7 protein-coding genes are annotated in these 19,803 nt (G+C 51.4%); 4 read left to right on the top strand and 3 right to left on the bottom strand.

From position 1 onward, the window contains the following. Positions 1-128: 128 nt before the first annotated feature. Together DEF47_RS09125 and DEF47_RS09120 are read right to left on the bottom strand one after the other, a co-directional pair. Positions 129-2,183 (bottom strand): FG-GAP repeat protein, encoded by a 2,055-nt coding sequence (locus DEF47_RS09125; protein WP_012189479.1) that lies wholly within the window; start codon positions 2,181-2,183, stop codon positions 129-131. Between the two features lie 99 nt (positions 2,184-2,282). After that, positions 2,283-5,258 (bottom strand): ATP-binding protein, encoded by a 2,976-nt coding sequence (locus DEF47_RS09120; protein WP_012189478.1) that lies wholly within the window; start codon positions 5,256-5,258, stop codon positions 2,283-2,285. A 412-nt stretch (positions 5,259-5,670) separates the two neighbouring features. Between DEF47_RS09120 and DEF47_RS09115 the strand changes: the two genes are divergently transcribed. Continuing rightward, positions 5,671-6,789: a DUF3179 domain-containing protein gene (locus tag DEF47_RS09115; protein WP_012189477.1), complete on the top strand. Its 1,119-nt coding sequence runs from the start codon at positions 5,671-5,673 to the stop codon at positions 6,787-6,789. Between the two features lie 50 nt (positions 6,790-6,839). Further along, positions 6,840-9,458: an FG-GAP repeat domain-containing protein gene (locus DEF47_RS09110; protein ID WP_012189476.1), complete on the top strand. Its 2,619-nt coding sequence runs from the start codon at positions 6,840-6,842 to the stop codon at positions 9,456-9,458. A gap of 206 nt (positions 9,459-9,664) precedes the next feature. Here DEF47_RS09110 and DEF47_RS09105 read toward each other — a convergent pair whose 3' ends face one another. Further along, on the bottom strand, positions 9,665-17,911 hold the full coding sequence (locus DEF47_RS09105; protein WP_012189475.1) for a PKD domain-containing protein: 8,247 nt from the start codon (positions 17,909-17,911) through the stop codon (positions 9,665-9,667). Positions 17,912-18,324: 413 nt separating this feature from the next. Here DEF47_RS09105 and DEF47_RS09100 point away from each other — a divergent pair, with 413 nt between their 5' ends. Continuing rightward, positions 18,325-19,128: a TlyA family RNA methyltransferase gene (locus DEF47_RS09100; protein WP_012189474.1), complete on the top strand. Its 804-nt coding sequence runs from the start codon at positions 18,325-18,327 to the stop codon at positions 19,126-19,128. Then, entirely contained in the window at positions 19,125-19,799 is a 675-nt protein-coding gene (locus tag DEF47_RS09095; protein WP_012189473.1) for a protein-L-isoaspartate(D-aspartate) O-methyltransferase, read from the top strand. Before DEF47_RS09100 ends, DEF47_RS09095 begins: the two co-directional genes overlap by 4 nt. Positions 19,800-19,803: the final 4 nt, after the last annotated feature.

The following is a 19,803-nucleotide window of genomic DNA, read 5'->3' as shown; positions in this document are numbered from 1 at the left end:
CCCTCACCCCAACCCCTCGCCCACTGCGGCGGGCGAGGGGCGTTTCAGCCTTCATGCAAGAGCCGGTTTCCCCCTCGCTCGCCTGCGGGAGAGGGGGCTAGGGGGTGAGGGAACTCATAGTTTGATCCCTACTCAGCCACCCAAATCAGATAGATCGGCGTTGCCCCAACCAACCCTGCCGAGACATCAACAAAAGTGATCGTCAGGCTATGGCCGCTAGCCGCATTAATAACTTCCCACGGAATCTCAACAAGCTCGCCATTGCTCTCAAGATCGTAGGTATGTTGAAAAATTATGTTAGCCCCATCGCGAATGATAATCCGATCATCGACCAAGGTTGGTTGCAACGAGCTAGGGCTAGCCGAAAGATAAATATGGCCACCAGCTGGAATCGTGGTAGGCAATGTTGCCGTGAAGCTTGCAAATACTTCGCCCTGTTGCGTCACCGCCCGAATGGGAATAGCCGTCGAATTGATCGTAAGCAAGGCCAAGAGGGTCATGCGCTGAACCAACGGGCTATACGAACGATAGGTTGTATCAATAATTAAGGCCGCACCTGAATCAGCAGCAAGTTCATCAACACTCGGCGTAGCACTATTTTGGATGCCACTGCGAGCACTATCTTCAAGCGGAATCCCAATCACCAGCATATCGCCCGCCACCCCAACCCCACGCCCAAAATAATCGCCAGTCGAAACCTGCGAAGCCTTTAGATAACTTTGCTGGCTCCAAGTTGTAGCATTCCGTGCATACACATAGGCGGCTCCTGCTTGGATGGCGCTCTCATCAGCGTTGGGTAGTGCACTATTTTGCACCCCAGCAATGCCACTATCCTCTTCCGGCGCACCAACCACAATCGTATTGGCATCAATCGCCACACTCATGCCAAAGCGATCACCATCCGCCACATTCGAGGCTTTGAGGTAGGCTTGTTGGCTCCATACTCCCGCGTTTTGGGTATAAACAAAGGCAGCTCCAGCGAACGATGCTAGCTCATCGACACTTGGGCTAGCGCCATGCTGCACGCCCGAGGTGCTTGAATCTTCGTAGGGAGCGCCAACCACAATCGTATTGCCAGCGATCGCCAGATTATAGCCAAATTGATCGCCAGGTGTAACCTGTGAGGCCTTCACAAAGACTTGCGGACTCCAGCTTGAGCCACTGCGGGTAAATACAAAGACTGCCCCTGCTGCGAGAGCTGTTTCATCCACCGTCGGCGTAGCACTATGTTGCACTCCTGCAATGCTGGTGTCCTCACCTGGCGCACCAACGATCACCGTATCGCCAGCTACTGCAACACTCCACCCAAACACATCATCAGTATTAATTTGGGCAGCTTTAAGGTAGGCTTGTTGGCTCCAAGTTGAGCCAGTGCGCACAAATATATAGGCCGCACCCGCTGCGGTAGCCGCTTCATTGACGGTCGGCGTAGCACTATTTTGCACGCCAACGATATTGCTATCTTCGCCATAAGCTCCAACCACAATCGTGTTTGATGCTAAACCCACGCTCCAGCCAAACCAATCGCCAGATGTAACTTGTGAGGCTTTGAAGTACGCTTGTTGACTCCAAGTTGAGCCAGTGCGCACAAACACATAGGCCGCGCCAGCCCCACCAAGATCATTATTGACGGTTGGTGTCGCACTATTTTGCACGCCAACCGTACTACTGCTCTCTCTCGGTGAGCCAACCACAATCGTATCGCCGGAGATCGCCACACTCCAACCAAATTGATCATTGGCGCTCACCTCAGAGGCTTTGAGGTAGGCCTGTTGCTGCCAACCAGCACTCCCCCGTACAAACACATAGGCGGCACCGGCTTGGGCAGCCAAAGCATTGATGGTCGGCGTAGCACTATTTTGCACACCTGCCAAACTGCTTGACTCGGCTGGAACGCCGACCACCACCGTATCGCCAGAAATTGCCACACTCGCGCCAAAGCTATCGCCAGCCGAAACTTGGGCGGCCTTCAAGTAGCCAGCTTGAAATTTGGAGCCAGAGATCGCCGTAGTTGGTGCAAGCAGGCCTTGAATTGCCGCCCAATCGGCTGAGTTTAAGCGCTCCGTTGCCTCGTCACGGGGAGTTTGGGCGGCGATTCGCGGCAATCCAAGGCCAAAACTTATGCTAATCAATAACAATCCAAGCAGCATGCGGGCATAAACGATAGGTTTTGGGGTACTCATAGTGCATCCTTTAATCATGGAGCCAGCTAACTCGCGCCAGTCTAACTCGCGCCCGTAATCGGATCGTAAACACAATTGCAGGCTGATCGCAGGGTTCAATTAATCAATGGTTTGACTAATTAAATGATCTTGTCCAAGCTGGGTGCGCAATGTTGTGGCCTCTGATCGGGCGGCGATTGACCCAGCCTGATCGCCCAGTACCCGCAGAATCTGGCTAAGGGTGGTCAAGGCATAGGCTTTGGTCGGCAAATCATGAATTGCAGTGGTATGCTGAATGGCTTGCATTGCGCTTTGATAGGCAGTTTGGTAATCTGCCTGCTCGTGCCATGCCGCCGCCAGATTGCTCAGACTAATGCCCTCGCCCCAACGATCGCCAATCCGTTGGCGAATGCTTAATGCCTTTTGATAATAATCGATCGCGCGAGCTGGATCACCCTGAGCCTGCACCACAGCTCCCAGATTATTCAGGGTCAAAGCCTCGCCCCAACCATCTTCAAGCGTTTGACAACGCGTCAATACTACCGCCAATTGGTCCCACGCCTGCTGAAGATCGCCCTGAGCAAGCGCAATTAAGCCCAAGGTATTTTGGGCCAAATTAATACTCCGTTGATCGTGAAGCAACCGATAAAACGCCAACGCCTGCTCGTGGTAGCGCAACGCCACGGGATAATTGCCTTGGAGATAGGCCAAAAAGCCCAAACTACGCAGCGCATGGGCATAGACCTGCTTCAACGGCAACGCTTGGGCAATCGCGATCGAGCGCTGAAGGCTTTGTTCGGCGTCAGCAAACAAACCATAATTGCGTTGGGCAATACCAATTTGCAACAAACAGGCGGCTATCTGCTGCGGAACATCAAGGGTCTGAGCTAAATCCAAGGCCTGTTGCCCAACCTGTGCGGCAGTCCGATAATCTGCCGCTGCATTGAAATGGCTGGCGAGCGCAATCGTCAAGCGCATCAGCAGGCGTTGTTGCTGTAGGCTGGTTGGTTGGCGTTGAATCTGGGTGATGCTGGTTTGCAGCACGCGAATCGCCTCGTGATACAAGCCTAAAAGATCGTAGAGTTGCGATAAACCAGCCAGACTTGCATGCACCAAATGGGTTGCGCCATGATCTACCGCCCAAAGCCAAGCTTGACGAATATTATCAAGATCGTCGCGTAACAGTCGAACGCTCGCTTGTGGTTGCGAGCCACTGAGTGCGGGAGTATGCCGCCGAAGCATGGCCAAGTAGTAAATACTATGGCGTTTTGCAGTCGTTGCAGCGGTAGTCGGCATGCGTTGCAATTGTTCATGGGCATAGCGTTGAATCAAACGATGGATCATCGCGCGGCCTGCATGCTGAGTTAGCCAACTTTTATCGATCAGCTCGCGAATGGTCAGCCGCGACACCGTGCAAATACTGCGCATCGCCGTGAGCGACCAACTGCCCCGAAACAAACTAGCCTGACTGAGCACGCGCTGTTCATGACGCGAAAGCAAGCGCCACGAGCCATCAAACACCGCTCGCATACTGCGATGACGGTCGGGCAAATCACGCACGCTAGTTTGTAGAAAATCCATATCCTGCTCAATCGCCGTGGCAATTTCATCCAACCCAAGATAGTGCACCCAACGGGCGGCCAATTCAATTGCCAATGGATTACCATCAAGCATGCGACAAATCCGATCGATCCATTCCATGCTGGCAGGATCGGCCAAGGTTTGGCTGGTAGCGTTGGTTCCATGTGCCAGAAATAATTGAGCACTGGCTGCGAACGCTTGATCAGCATTTGCCAAAGCCAAACCATGCAGTTGCACCCGCTGCTCAGCTTGAATATTGAGTGGTTCGCGTGAAGTTACCAGCACCACCACATGCGGGCAAGCATCCAGAATTGCTTGCACATGCAGCGCCTCGTGCACCAAATGCTCAAGATTATCCAAAACCAACAAGACCGAGCGCTGCCCAAGGTAATGTAGCAAGGCTGCTTGGGGCGTGTGCAGTTGTTGCGACAACCCCAGTGTCGTCGCGATGGTTGCGCTAAGCCGATGGTGGTCGGATGCGAGTGATTCGCCAGCACTACCCGCAAAACTCACAAACCACACAGCATCGAAAGCCGCTTGGGCAGCATGAGCATAGGCCAAGGCTAAGCTTGTTTTGCCGATGCCACCCAAGCCGAGCAAGGTCACCAAACGTTGCTGTTTTTGCTCAATCAAGCTGTGCAAGAGCGCTAATTCATGGGTTCGGCCAATCAATGGTTTGCTTAGTTCAGGCAAGGTTTTTAGAGTTGGATTAGGCAGGGGCAGCGTGGTCGAAGTTGTGACTAAACGCTGGTAAAGGGCTTGGGTCTCCGCATCAGGGCCAATCCCCAGTTCGCGCTCAAGCGTTCGTTGGCAGAGCAAATACTGTTCGCGCAGCATACTCTGATGGCCCAACTCGGCAAAACTAATCATCAAGCGCCGATGAGCCTGCTCATGCCAAGGTAAATGCAGCAATTGGGCGGTTGAAAGCCGCTGAACTTCATGAAAATCGCGCATTCGCAGGGCATGCTCGGCTAAAACATCGTAGGCCAGCAGCAGTTGTTGATGTCGTGCCTCGCGCTGGCGTTCCAGCCACGCATCAAAGCCACTACTCGCCTCAATCGCAAAGGGAGTCAACAAATCGCCCTGATACAACTCAACTGCGCTCGTTAATTGTTCAAGACAAGCAGCACATATCACTCCATGCTCATGGTTATGAGTGTGGTAGGCGGCAATTGCTTGATCAAACCGCCAGACATCAACCTGCAATTCGGGCCATGCTTCGGCTTGCAGCGCAATCCGTGCCCGATCAGCGACCAACAACGGCGCACGCGCAGGCAAGGCCTGATACAACGGATGCAGGCTTTGTTGTAGTTGCGAAAAGGTTACGCGCAAATTAGTGCGAGCTTTGCTGCTCGAATAATCTTCCCAAAGCAAGCTTGCCAGCTCATCTCGTGCCCACTGGCGACGCGGATCAAGCCAGATAATCGCCAAAAGTGCCCGAACTTTATTCGAGCGAAATTGCAGCGGTTGATCGTTGAATGTGGCACGCACAAGGCCAAAAAAGCAAAACTGCATGATCCCTGTCCTTCAGTGATTACGGATTGACTACGCTCGGACGCTAAACTACATTCTCAGTTGATCTGGTGTTCCCTCACCCCAACCCCTCTCCCACGGCGGCGGGCGAGGGGAGTCCAACATTTATGATCGAGGGTTCCCCTCGCTCGCTCGGCGGAAAGTAGCCATACAAGGGTAGGTTAAGACCCCTCACCCCCAACCCCTCTCCCACGGCGGCGGGCGAGGGGCGATCGAATAATCATGGTGGTGCGGTTCCCCCTCGCCTCGCATGCGGGAGAGGGGGGCAGGGGGTGAGGGCATGCCAATTGACGATCCATCCAAATTGACTGGCGTGCCAATATCACTCTGGTCAGGGGTCGGGGCTTACCCAAATTTGTTCAAAACCGCTTCTTGAAACTGGAGGATACCCCTAATGAGCACACGACCACAAGCCCCGCAACCAACCGCCCATGAACCAACCACGCGCACATTTGGCCACGATTGGCAGACCGATTTTAGCCGTCAGTTGGTTGATTATCGCGAGTTCACGCTGGGCAATCCACGGCGTGATGGCATTCCACCGATCAATCAGCCGCAATTTGAGTCGATTGATCAAGCCAACGATTGGCTCAGCCCTGATGATCCAGTTTTAGTTGTATCCAACCAGCAGCACACCACAATCTATCCGCTGCAAATCTTGATGTGGCATGAAATTGTGAACGATTGGCTTGGCGAGCTGCCAATTGCCGTGACTTTTTGCCCATTATGCAATATTGGTGTTGTGTTCGAGCGCCAAGTCGCCAACCAACGATTAACCTTTGGCGTTTCAGGTTTGCTGCGCAAAAGTGATTTAGTAATGTGGGATCGTCAAACCGAATCGTTGTGGCAACAAGCAACGGGGTTGGGTCTGGTTGGACATTTTGCCGGAAGCCAACTCCAAATGCTGCCAAGCCTCTTGGTTGCGTGGCAGATTGCCTGCGAGCAAGCCCCGACGAGCCGTGTACTATCGCGCCAAACTGGCTTTCGGCGCAGTTATGGCCAAAATCCCTACATTGCCTACGATCAACAAACCACTCCATGGCTATTGCAACAACGCCCCAATCCTCAACTACCAGCGCTGGAACGGGTGGTTGGTTTGGTGATTGGTAACGCCGCGCTCGCCTATCCCTTCAGTATTTTAGCACGTCGGCTGGTAATAAACGATCACTATCTGGATACTTCGATCGCAATTTTCTATCAAGCAGGCATGGCTTCAGCGGTTGATGCCGCCACCATCGCCCAATCGCATGCAACTGGCATGGGCACAGCTTGGCAACGCCAATTGGATGGCATGCTGCTGAGCTTTGAATCGCGTGATCACGCGATTTATGACCACCAAACCAACAGTCGTTGGGATATTAGCGGACGAGCGCTAGCAGGCCCACTACAAGGGCGACAACTTACCCCAATTATTCATGGCAATCATTTTTGGTTTGCCTTCGCGGCGTTGATTGGTGAGCGAACCCAAACCCTGCGGCTCTACTCCGATGTTGATGCGATGGATACGGTTTGATTACGCTCAAGCCCTATGCTTGCCGCAGTGCAACCTTTGGAGGAAAATCAATGCCTATTTCGCTCAAAATACTTAGCAGCTTGCTCATGGCAGCGCTGTTGATAACGATCATGCAGCATCCCAAAGCTCAAGCGGTTCCCGCCGCCACGATTGTGTTTGATCCGGTGGTAACCTATCCCACAACCGGCAGCGGTGCATTTGTGGCAACTGGCGATTTCAATCGCGATGGCGTGGCCGATCTCGCGGCAACCTCACGCGCCACCAATGAAATTAATGTGTTGCTTGGCAATAGTGATGGCACATTTGCAGCGACGGTAGCCTATGCAACTGGCAATTTTCCAATCTCAGTCGCCGTCAGTGATGTCAACCACGATGGCAACGATGATTTGGCAGTAGTTAATTTTGGCTCAGCTTCAGTCTCGCTGTTGCTTGGCACAGGCACAGGCAGTTTCAACGCGGCAGTTAATCTGGCAACGGTTGGCGCACCCGAATCAATTCAAATCGCCGATCTGAATCGTGATGGTCACCCCGACCTAGTTGTTGGCGGATTAACCGCAACCAATAATGTTGGGGTTGCGCTGGGCAATGGTAGCGGCGGGTTCGCCAGCCCTTTGCTGAGCACAGTTGGCGGCGGGGGCTATGGCCTAACCGTGGCCGATTTTAACCACGACAATCGTATGGATGTGGCCAAAACGATCTATACCGACAAAGCTTTTACCGTTGGTTTCGGCAATGGCGCAGGCGGATTCACTGGCGCGGTCAATTATCCGCTGAGCGATCTTCCCTATGGTATTGTTCCTGGCGATTGGAATCACGATGGCAACCGTGATCTAGCAATCGTCATCCGACCGCCAACCAATCAGGTCGCGGTGGTATTTGGCAGTGCTAACGGTAGTTTCGGCGCACCAACCTACTATCCAGTTGGCCCAACCCCCGAATGGCTCACTGCCAGCGATCTCGACAACGATGGCAACCAAGACCTAGCGGTGGCAACGATCAGCGGCAATGTGTGGGTCTTGCAAGGCAGCAGCAACGGCATATTTCATGATGCAGGCTCATTTAGCGGAGCCTTTGTGCCACGGGCGGTTGCCGCTGCCGATTTCAACCGCGATGGCCGCAACGATTTAACAACCAGCAACGAAGGCGCAATTGTTGGGGTTTTGCTGAACCGCAGCGATAGCCAATGTGGTGGCATTGGCTTTAGCGCAACAACCACAGCGATTGGAGCCGAAACCTTGGTTGGCAGCACCACCAGCGATATGAATAATGATGGTGATCTCGATTTGGTAATCGCCAACCCAAGCACCAACAGCATCATTATTCGCTATGATAATGGCACTGGATCGTTTAGCAGCGCCATAAGTATCAGCCTTGGGCTGCAACCATCCGATGTAGCGGTTGGAGATGTCAATCGCGATGGCCGCAACGATTTGATTGTGGCCGCCTTTTTGGCCAATCAAGCGCTTGTGCTGCTGAATAATGGAGCTGGAAATTTTACCCCCACCAGCTATCCAACGCCCTTTAATCCGGTTGAAATCACGATTGCCGATTTCAATAACGATGGCAGCCCCGACTTTGCCAGCGCCAACTACAACGCCAATTCGATCAGCGTGCGCATGGGCAATGGCAGCGGTGCTTTTGGCGCAGCAACTGATTATGCAAGCGATGCGCATCCCTTCAAACTCACCAGCATTGACCTTGATCGCGATGGCGCGATCGATCTGGCGTGGGTTAATTACGTGGCAAATACCCTGAGCGTTCGCTTGAACAATGGCAATGGCACGTTTGGCTCAACCATCAACACAGCGGTTGGGGTTGGCCCAACCTCGGTGAACTTTGGCGATTGGAATCGTGATGGCATTGCCGATGCAGCGGTCACCAATCGTAGTGCTCACACACTTTCGATTCTGCGCGGCACAGGCACAGGAGCATTCAGCGTTACCGCCACCATGCCCAGTAATCTGTTGCCGATGGATGTCTTGAGCCACGATTTTAATCTTGATGGGCGGCTCGATTTAGCGGTATCCTATACCTCAGAATCAAGTGTCACGATTGCGCGGGGCAATGGCGATGGAACTTTCGCAGCACTCAGCGCTTTTGGCCCACGGGTTGCCAACCGTGGTTTAAGTGCTGGCGACTTTAATCACGATGGCAAGATCGATCTGGCGGGAGCCAATTATCTCTCGAATACCTTGGCCGTGCTGTTGAATAGTTGTCCGGCTGCGCCACCGCCGACCCCAACCCCAACGATAACTCCAACGCCGAGCGCCAGCAGTCAACGATCGGCCTACCTACCCCTAGTCTCGCTACGTCAAATCAGCGTCTTGGCAACACTCAATGATCAAGCGATTCCAATTCGCCCGATCACTGTTCAAGGCGAAACCTACTATACAACCACGATTCAGCTTGTCACAAGCTTACCGCCAGGCGGCAAATTCTATTTTTCAGCATCACCACAGAGCGTACAACCAATCCAAGTTGACGATGAACTGGTGGTGCGAATCAACGGCCAAGTGCAATTTAGCCAGATCGCCACAACGCCAATGATCGTGGAAATTCCCCGCGCAACGCTTGAAACGTGGGTAGGTCAATCGCTCGAAATTGCCTTTCGCGATGTCTATGGCTCGCTGGTTGGCAGTAGTCCCGTCTGGTTAATTTGGGTTCCTTAGCGAGCTGTGGCTTCCAGATTTGATCCACGAAGGACACGAAGCGCACGAAGGCTATTTTTAGCCACGAATTGCACGAATTTCACAAATTGTTCTTCCGATAGCCTAGAGCCAATAGCCATGCTTGCCCTATGCAAACAGGAAAGGGGTCAGGAATGCAGGCTTTGCTTAAACCTGATCCCTGACCCCTGACAACTAGCCCCTAAATTTTAGCGATTAACCATAATCACCGGAGCATAGATTGTGGTGTTAATTGCCCACTTGTACACACTACCCGAACAGAGATCGGTCGATTTTGTGCCTGTGCCATCGTCGTCGGTAGCAACGCGTAAGTTGGCGCTCAACGGCGCGTTGGCCCAAGTATAGTTGAGCGTGCGTGAAGCTCCCACCGCCAACGGCTGATCAAGCACAAAGGTTTGCAGCACCGTATTGCCGTGATACAAGCTCAATGGCATGCTCATTGGAATTGCGAGGTTGCCGCTGGCATTCTCCAAAATAATACTGATTTGCTGGTTTTGCTGCCCAACCCGCACCAACAAACCATTATCGCGACACATTGCATACAATACAACTTCATCGCAGCCTTGGCCTTGATTATCGTCGGTTACACAAACCTTGGTCGTGTAGTTGCCAATTGCACTAAAGTTATGGCTAGCACTGGTACTGGTCACTTGGGCCGCCAATGGAATCGTATCGATCTCCCCATCGCCCCAATCGATGCTGGCAGTTTTGGTGTCATTGGCAAATGGGTCGGTCAAAGCCACATCGAGGGTAAATTGTTGATCGTAGATTTGGAACTGATCAGGTCCAGCTGCGACGGTTGGCGCAACATTGCGTACCAGCACCGTGCCATTGACAATCGTTTCACCGCCATCATCATCAAGAATCTTGACCGCGACTGGGCGGGTGGTAGTTCCGTCAAACGAGCGGGCATCGAAACGGGTGATCGCTGTGGTCGAATCGTCAAATGCGCCATCGTTATCGAGATCCCAAGCAACGGTCAATGGATCATACTCGTTGCCAGCATCGTCGATCATCACGGCCAAAATGCCGAATTCGCCTTCGTTGACTACCAGCGTATTGGTAAAGATTCCGCTTGGAGCCAGATTCGCCACCGCTACATCAACACTGATTGCATTCACCTCGTTGGCCTCATCGGCAAACGCAAAGGCTTCAACCTGAATTGGCGTACCCGCATCATCCTCAGGGTAGAGAATGCCAACCGTTGCCGTTAATGTTGCACCTGGCTCAAGCGTCAAGCTTTCGGGCGTTTCAAGCACATTGCCAATCCGCACCTCAACAATATCGGCCTCGTCGGGCAAATCAAGCTCAATCTGCAGATTATTGGCTGTTGCTGAACCTTGATTGACAATCGTCAAGAGATATTCAACAACCTCACCTTCGTTGATGGTCGTGCGATTTGGTGCAATTGTCATGCTCAAATCAGCTACTGCCACAACTTCGGCAAAGCTATACACCGAGTTATTGAGCAAATCTTCGTCGTATGAATCGCTATCAACGGCTATCAACGTTTCGAGATAGTCACGTTGATTTGCCCCAACCGCAAGCTGAATCGCGAAGGTCTCAACCTGATCAACCCCCATCACGCCAACCTCGCAGCGCACCAACTCAGCTTCTTGGATACAGCCAACATCAGCCGATGCTAAGCTAGTTCCGGCTGGCAAGTAGAACTCGACCACCACATTTGCTGCATCCGAAGGGCCAGTATTGGTGATTGTCGCGGTGAGCGTGGTCAATTCGCCAGCATTCACCATTTGATCGTAGTCTACCGTCAAGGCTAAATCCGATAAACGTTCGACGGTAAAAGCCAACTCACCAACGTTATCGATCGCCGAAGTTTCACTATACAAGCTCGTATCGTTAATCACTAACTCGCTGGTATGCGAAATTAGCGTGCCTTCGGCAACCTCGGGGTTAATCTGCCACGTCAGGGTTGTGGCGTTATGTTGGCTACCTGCCGCAATATCGCCAAGGCTACAATTAAGGGTTGTCGCAGCGCCATTCGTCGCAACCCCACAGCCAGCAGCGTCAGTCAAGGTTACCAAGCTATTTTCCAACATCCGATCAATCACGCTAACATCAAGCGCTGGATTCAAGCTAATATTCTTGGGAGCAAGCGTATAGCTGTAGCTTTCGCCAGCCACGATATAGCCGCCAATCAAGCCTTGGTAGCCCATCACCAAATCGGTTGCCATGGCATTCGCTTCGACCGTTACATACAATGGCAAGGTCTGGGTATAGCCTTCGCTGCTGGCATGCAGCAACACTTCATAGGTTCCAGGCGCAGTATCGATCAAGGCGCTCAGTTCAAGGTTGACCAATTGACCAACTTCAGCCGTGGCACTCGACAAGCTAACAAAGAACAATTCTTCGTCGGCAGGCTCCTCGATGCTGAATTCGATTGGTGAATCCCATTCGTTGCCATCAATGTTCAAAATGTAGGGTGCTGCAATTTCATGTGGTCGAGCCGCTTGATCTTCAGCAACTTCGATATAGAAGCCGGTGACCGCCAAGGTCAGGGTTTTGGTGTAGGCATGCTCGTTATCAAAGGCCAGCAAGGTAATTGGATAGTCGCCATACTCCAGATCAATCGTATCGGTCAAGATCAGGCGGGTTTGTTCGCCTGGCATAAAGCTCGAGCGCGTAAACGCCCAATCGACCCCAAACGGTATATCCAGCACATCAACGAAAATTTCATCCTGTTCGCTGAATTGATAGGTCGCATCAATCGCAACGCTGGTGCTATTGAAGTTGGTCAAGGTCAAATCATCAACGCTAGTACGCAGCATAAAGTTTGGCTCATTCAGCACCACCGGAATATCGAGATAGCGCTCGGTTCCGTTGGATAGCGCCACCAAAGTGACAGTGTAGGTTCCGCCAAGCAAACTAGCGGCAGGCGTGAGCACCACACTCGATTGCACTCCAGCCAAGGTTGGGGTTACGATTGGCGTGGTGATATGGGCGGCGAAACCTTCAGGCAAGCTAGTCACTTCAATAAATACTTGCTCTGGGTAGGGATTGATGCTCGAAGCAAGCGTTAAGTTGCTTGTGCCCGCTACCCCAGCATCCAAGCTCAATTCGGTTGGGTTGGCCGTAATACTGAATGGCGCAATCAATGGCGTAGCCGTAATTGGTGCGGCTGCCGAAGTTCGACCAGTGCCCGAATCATAGCCAATTATCGTTAGCTCATAGTTTTCACCCGCATTCAAGCCCGTGATCGTCTGTGATAAAGCATCGCCAACATCGACAATATAGCTATCTTCATCAAATTGATCAGCTTCGTTGCGCACGTGAATTTCATAGCCATCAACATCAGGATCAGGGTGCTTCGTCCAAGCCACATCCAAGCTGCCATAGCTTGGGGTAATCACGCTGGTGGTTGTCCATGTTGGCTCCCAAGCGTGCAACACGCTGACTGTGTTCGGGAAATAATGGCGGCTTGGCGGATTCTGGCCGTCGTTGACTTCGAGCCACAGATTGTAAACCCCACTCTTGAGCGAGGAAAGATCGAGCGTTTCGTCGGCATTTTGCAAGCCCTCGGCATAATCGAAGCTGACCAAGGGATAACCACTAAACTTGGTTACCGTGCCAACATCGACCGTAATCGTCTCGGTCGCCATAATCCCATCGGGGCGCATAACGTTGTTGGTTTTGGTATAGCTAGCGGTATCAGTAATCGTATCTTGGCTCGCATAAATCGTCGCAGTCGAAGTAAATGGCGTGCTCTGCGTCCACGCCAAATCGACGCTATTATTGCCATCGTTCTGGTTGATCACGACCAAGTCGCTAATTGGCGGGCCATAAATCGTGCCGCTAACGTTGATAATAAAATCATAGGCAGGAGCACGATTCAAGACCAACTTCCATTCACCAAGCGCAGCATTGGTCACATTCAGGCTAGTTTGCAGCATTGGTGGTGCAGCAGCGTTACCTTGGTGGGTAATTGGGTCGCGAATATCGCGTGGGTCAACCAAAGTTTCGCTGAAATTCAGATTACCAGCCGCATTGCTGCCAGTCATTCGCAAACCATCGGGGCGCACTAAGCTCACCTGAATATCGGTATCATAGCTCAAGCGCAACATATTGATCATCAAGTCGCCGGGGCGGGTCATTTCGACGGTACTGATAATAATTTCTTGGTTGTTGAAACTATAATCGTTGAACAATGCTAGATCTTCAGCGCTCAAGCTCGCGCGATTGAGTTGCTGTTGGGCATTCAGATCGTGCAAATACTTGGCGCGGCGCAGCGAAGGTGCATCGATCAAACGATAATCATCAACATTGCCCACGCTGAATCGGCCACTGGTATCAACGTAAATTCCATAGTTGGCTCCGGCAATATTGACGCTGGCTTTGAAGCCCCAAGCATCACCATTGCCACGCTTGAACTTGCCAAACTCCATGCCTGCGCCAAAAAATAGGTCGCTGCCAGGCAGCGTCAAACAAACATCTTGATCATCAAATGGCCAAGGCATCCAGATCCGCCAGCAACGGTCAACCAATGCGCCGCGTTTAACTCCAACCTCGCCATAGATCCGCCCAACCAAATTGAATGCACCATCTTTGGTCCAAGCGGTCAGTTTCATATTGCCACGGGCAATCACAGCGTTGATATTCATTTCGGCGGTAAACAGGAAGGGCACTGCGCCATCGGTAAAGCGCATCTTGGCACTGGCCCGCGCTGCTTCGAACATCGAGAAAATCTTCATCGATGCGCCGATGCCAATCTCAAATTTATAGGGATTTTTGACATATTCCATAGACATATTGCCATCGGCAGTCACGGCACGGAAGCTGCCAATCCCCATTTTGCTCTCGATCGTGGCGCTCATTTCGATTTTGGTCACATTGCTGGTTAGGGTAACCGTGCCCGAAATCCGCGTGAGATCAAAGCCGCTTGCGCCCAAAGGAATCGTACATTTGAGCACAACCCCAACTTTGCGCAATTGGAATTCGTTCAGGGCATCCACCGAAGCAGGTGCGATCCGCATTGCCACAGTTTGATTGCTGCCAGCAAAAATTTCGACGCTCACACCTAAGCCGCTACAGCCAGCGCCACCCGCATTGGGCAACTTCAACTCACCACCAGCAGCGATAATCCAGCCGTTCCCTTCCTTTTTGAGTGTACCTTCGAGGGTCAGCGACATATCGCCAACTTTAATTTCGGGCAATTTGAACGAGCCACCACCGATCGAAAAGCCTTCTTTAGATATTTCGATGTTATAGACCGAAACTGATAGCCCGCCCCATTCTTTGGGAATCGCAAAGGTCGCCTCACGCGCCTTGACCGTGCCATTTTCGATGCTAGCCTCTTTGATTGCCAGCTTCATGCCAGCAATCGTCAACTCGAAACTATCAACATCGCCAGTAACCTTGCCATCTTTATCGATTCGTACAAGGCCTTCAGCTTCGGCAGTTTGCGAGGCCAACGTAATTGAAACTTTGCCTGCAAACACAAAGCTATATGATCGATCCTGCTTATAATCGAGGCCGAGCGTGCCTGAAATTGTGACCGAATTGGTTGGGCTCGGCTCGCCATTCTGTTTGCCAATCGTAAATTTGACCGGAATTTTGACAGCAGCATCGCCAAACGACAGGCCATTTTCGTCAATAACTACTTTAGTTAATGCAATTTGGGTACTGCCAAGAATCGGCGGCAAGGTCAAACTGGCCGAATTGGTCGCAAAACGTTGGGTATTGAACTCAACATTTTTCAATTCAAGCTTAGAGCTAGCAACCGTTAGGGTTAATTCCTTGAGCTTGCCCGAGAATTTGCCTTTTTTATCCCATTTGGCGGCAAATTTAGTTTCCATTTCGCTGCTTTTGATCAGCACCTTGAGCGTGCCTTCAATCTCTAGCTCCATGGCTGGGCTAGTAATTGGGTTGGTTACGACAAATTTAACTTTATTTTTGGTGAAGCGAATACTCTCCCCAAGCCCAAAATCAGGCAAATCGGTGGCAATTGCGCCTTCGCCAATCGCAAAGCCTTGCTTGGTAATTGAAACTTTTTTGACCGTGATCGTTAGTTTTTTATCTTCTTTTTTCTTATCGCCTTCCTTGGGTGCAGCAGGCGGATCACCAGCGGCAGGCGGTTTAGGTTCATCCTTTTTCTCAGATGGGAAGGTGATCGTAAAGCTTGCCTCGCTGACTTTCAAGCCAGCATTACTAATCTCAACTTCTTTCATCTCTAAGTCGTGGCCGGCAATTTTCAACTTCAGCTCTTTGATTGTGCCTTTGACCTGACCTTTCCAGTCGATTTTCAATTCAACCGGAATTTTGCGATCATTATCGGCAACATGCAAATCAAGCGTACTATCAATTTGCAGACTAAAGCCATCGTTGCTGTCGTACATAATCGTGGCCGAGTTTTTGATGAACGAAACTGCGGGCGTATAGGCTCCAGTTTCGCTCAGCGCCACTGATTGTGCCAATAAACTAGTTGGCGTAAGTGGGTTTGTGGCCGTAATTGGCTTGCCCAAAGGATAAATATTGGGCAGCGGGATTTTGACCCCAACCCCACCAAAGTTGATCGAGTTTGAGGTTACTTCGATCTCCGAAATAATTCCAGTTAACTCACCAAGCTCCTTGGGCATAGTCAAAAGGGCTTGCTTAACTTTAATTTTATCGCCGCTGAAGGTTGCATTTTTAACTTTAACCTTCAAGCCTGCAAAATACATTTCAAATTCGTTGATTTTGGCATCGCCCTTCCCACCTGGCTTGATCACCCCGGTCACGCGCAAGGTGTTTTTCTTGACCGTCCCAGAAACAGGATTCGTTCCAGTAATCGGGTTCGTACCCGTCAAAATGCTGCTTGGCCGCAACAAATTGGTAGTGGTGGTCATATTTGCAGTTGGAGTCAAGGTTGAGGTAGTGGTAATGCCAGGCAGCGAAACTTTGAGTTCAGTCATAAAGCCCGCTTCGCCCGACAAAATCGCCACATCGCTGATCACGGCGCTACCTAAAAGCTGGAAGCCTGCTAAATGCTTGATGGTTGGGGTAATCGTGGGGCTTGGCTTGATGAATGGTTTATCTTTGGTTACATCAATCGTAAAATCGCCCTTGAACAAGGGAAAATTTTCTTGAATTTGGGCAACATTACCGTAGGTTTCAATAATCGTTGGCGTGCCCACAGCATCCCATTTAATTTTATCGTTGGGGCCAAGCCGAAGATGATAGGTATATTTGCCATCTTTTTTAAAGCCAATTTCCACCGCACCACTAGCTTCAGTCTGACCAAAAATGGTGGTAAATTGTTCAGCGGCAATCACAATCTTGCCAACATCTTGTTGAGTGCGATTAGTTGAATTAACGTTAGTGCTAATTTTGGCGGTGGCAGGCTTGGTATCAGGGTTGACAATAAAGGTATCTTTAACCGTCAGCGTGCTGATCAACGTCCCATTGCCCTTCATCAACACGGGCACTTGATAGGTTTTGCTTTGGTTGACATTCAAATTACCAATCGCACAAACCAGTTGTTCGCCATCTTTTAATACACAATCATTGACTGAGCCTTGCAAAATACTGTTGGCTGGCAACCGCTGGCTCAGCTCGACCAAGGAAGCTGCTTGACCACCAGTGTTGCTAACGGTCACAGTATAGGTAATGATTGAGCCGAAATTGGTTTGCAATGGCGCAGTTGCGGTAACCACTAACTTGGCATGTGGCGTTTGCACTGGGTTATTCAAGGCTACTTGGGGTTGAATCCGCAAGCCACTAAATTCGGCCTCAGCTTGTTGGCTGGGCAAGTTGGCCAAAAATTGGCTGCTCGTTGGGCGACTTGGAATAAAGGTTTGGGATTTAAGCTTAACTGGGCTGCTTGGGAGCGCTGGAATAACCACCGTTTCAGCTGGGTCAAGCGCTGGTTGAGGAGCTGCTTCAACCACGGGCGCAGTGGGGGCAAACGCTGAATCTGGAGCAACAGCAGGCATTTGGGCTGCCGCCAAGGCATCAAATTCTTGGGCGAACAAACGCGGGTCGCCATCGGGGCGGGCGGTCATTTGCCAAGTTGTGCCTATCGCCGCCTGATTGCTCTCCCACAAATAGGCATCATCCTGCATTGCGGAACTCTGCGCCGGATCAAGGTTGCTTGGCTGCATCGGCAAGCCCAAGGCTGCGCGATTCAGATAGTAGCTAATTTGCTCCTCGATCGCCTGATCGCCTGCAATTTCGGGCAAATTGCCATTAAACACATCTTGCACCGCTAACAAGGCGGCGGCTTGAAACAAATCGGGATCTGCAGCAGCCACCCGTTGCAAATAGGGATCAAGTTGCTCATTACGGTCGCGAATTAAGCTCGTTATTGGTGATTGGTTGGAAGTTGCTTGATTGCTGGGAGCAGCAGACGTTGCATGCGGATAAACGAGCATTTGTAAGGCTAGCAGCAGAATCAAACACATGCTCACGACTCGGGCAAGCTTACTAGTTTCGCGAATCATAGCAACCCCTTTATACAATCGCCAAGTACACTCGCTAAAAAAGGCGCACTAAACTACCCAGCAAGCCTTGAAGCTGGCGCTGAAGAAACAACCAAATAGTAGTGGAAGCAAGCTACACGATAAGCCCAAGCCCTAGGCCTGCCTATAGGCTATTCGTCCTGTCGAACGATTTATCCCCCTTGCAATGGAACAGCACTATAATGAAGCGTGGACTAATGAGGCATAGCTAGTTATTAAGCAGTGTAGATCGCTCTACTCTCTGGGTTACCGCCATCAATCACCAAGTTAGGCTAGTGGCCCTAGGATTCAAAACAGCCAATAAATCCCTGATAGTCGATAGCTTTGCTCTATAGCCTTTTTGAATTACAGCGTTTCAGTTAAAATGAAAGCCAGTTTACACAAAGGACTGCGTAATGACCAAGGTAAAAAAACACCGTTTGGATGTGTTATTAGTTGAATTACAACTTGCGCCGACCCGTGCCAAGGCTCAAGCGTTAATTATGGCTGGTGAGGTGATCGTCAATAGCCAAGCCGAAACCAAAGCTGGCACGATGATTGATCCTGCGGCTCAAATCACGCTAAAGTCGAGTTTGCCCTATGTTGGGCGGGGTGGTCTCAAGCTTGCCCATGCCCTCGATAGTTTTAATATTAATCCTCAGGGCTGCGTAGCGCTTGATGTTGGCGCTTGTACTGGGGGGTTTAGCGATGTGTTGTTACAACGTGATGCCGCCCATGTCTATGCAATTGATGTTGGCTACGGCCAACTTGATTGGAAAATTCGCCAAGATCCACGGGTGACCGTGCTTGAACGCACCAATATTCGCTATTTGGAGCACCTGCCGCATGCCGAACAACAACCAGCGCCACTCGCCACCTGCGGGGTGGTCGATGTTTCGTTTATCTCGCTGGGCTTGGTACTACCAGCCATGTTGCGGTTGCTGACAGCCGATGCTTGGATCGTCTGCTTGATCAAGCCGCAATTCGAGGCTGGCCCAGAGCATGTTGGCAAAGGCGGAATCGTGCGCGACTCGGCGGTGCATCGTCAGGTGATCGAACGAGTCGCGCAGCAAGCCAACAATTTGGGCTTAGGCTTAACCGGATTGACCCGCTCACCAATTACCGGAGCCGAGGGTAATATCGAATTTTTGGGCTATTTTCAACGCAACGCGGTTGCAACAATTGCGCTGCCGCAAGCGTTAATTGGGCTAGGTTTATGAGCGACGTTTGGCAACAGCAACGTCAGCGCATGGTTGACGAACAACTTCGCCCACGAGGCATTCATGATCAGCGGATTTTGGCGGCAATGGCCAATGTGCCACGCCATTTGTTCGTGCCAGAAGCCTTGCAAGCCCAAGCCTATAGCGACCAAGCACTGCCATTAACCTTGGGCCAGACCATCTCGCAGCCATATATTGTGGCGTTGATGGCCCAGGAATTGTTGCTAAATCCTCATGAACAACTACTTGAAATTGGCGCTGGTTCAGGCTATGCTGCCGCAGTATTCGCCGAATTGGTACGCAAGGTCGTGACGATTGAGCGTCATCAAGCACTAGCTCAACAAACCCAAGTTCGGCTTAGAAATCTTGGTTATGTCAATATTGAGGTAGTCTGGGGCGATGGCTCATTGGGCTATCCAACAGCAGCGCCTTATCATGCCATCAGCATTCCGGCGGCTACGCCCCAACTAGCCCAAACGCTGCTCAGCCAGTTGCACGATGGCGGGCGCTTGGTTGCCCCGATTGGCGATGCGCAGGATCAACAATTGATTCGGCTACAACGGCAGGGCCAAAATTGGCAAAAAACCACGATTAGCAATGTTCGCTTTGTGCCGCTGATTGGCGCTGGTGGCTGGGAGCACGCACCAGAAACCACAGCGGAAGGAGAGTAGGCTC

This window comes from Herpetosiphon sp., assembly GCF_003512625.1.
Classification (GTDB): domain Bacteria; phylum Chloroflexota; class Chloroflexia; order Chloroflexales; family Herpetosiphonaceae; genus Herpetosiphon; species Herpetosiphon aurantiacus.
Note: the sequence above shows the minus strand (reverse complement) of the source record. Positions and strands in the feature narration are given on the sequence as shown.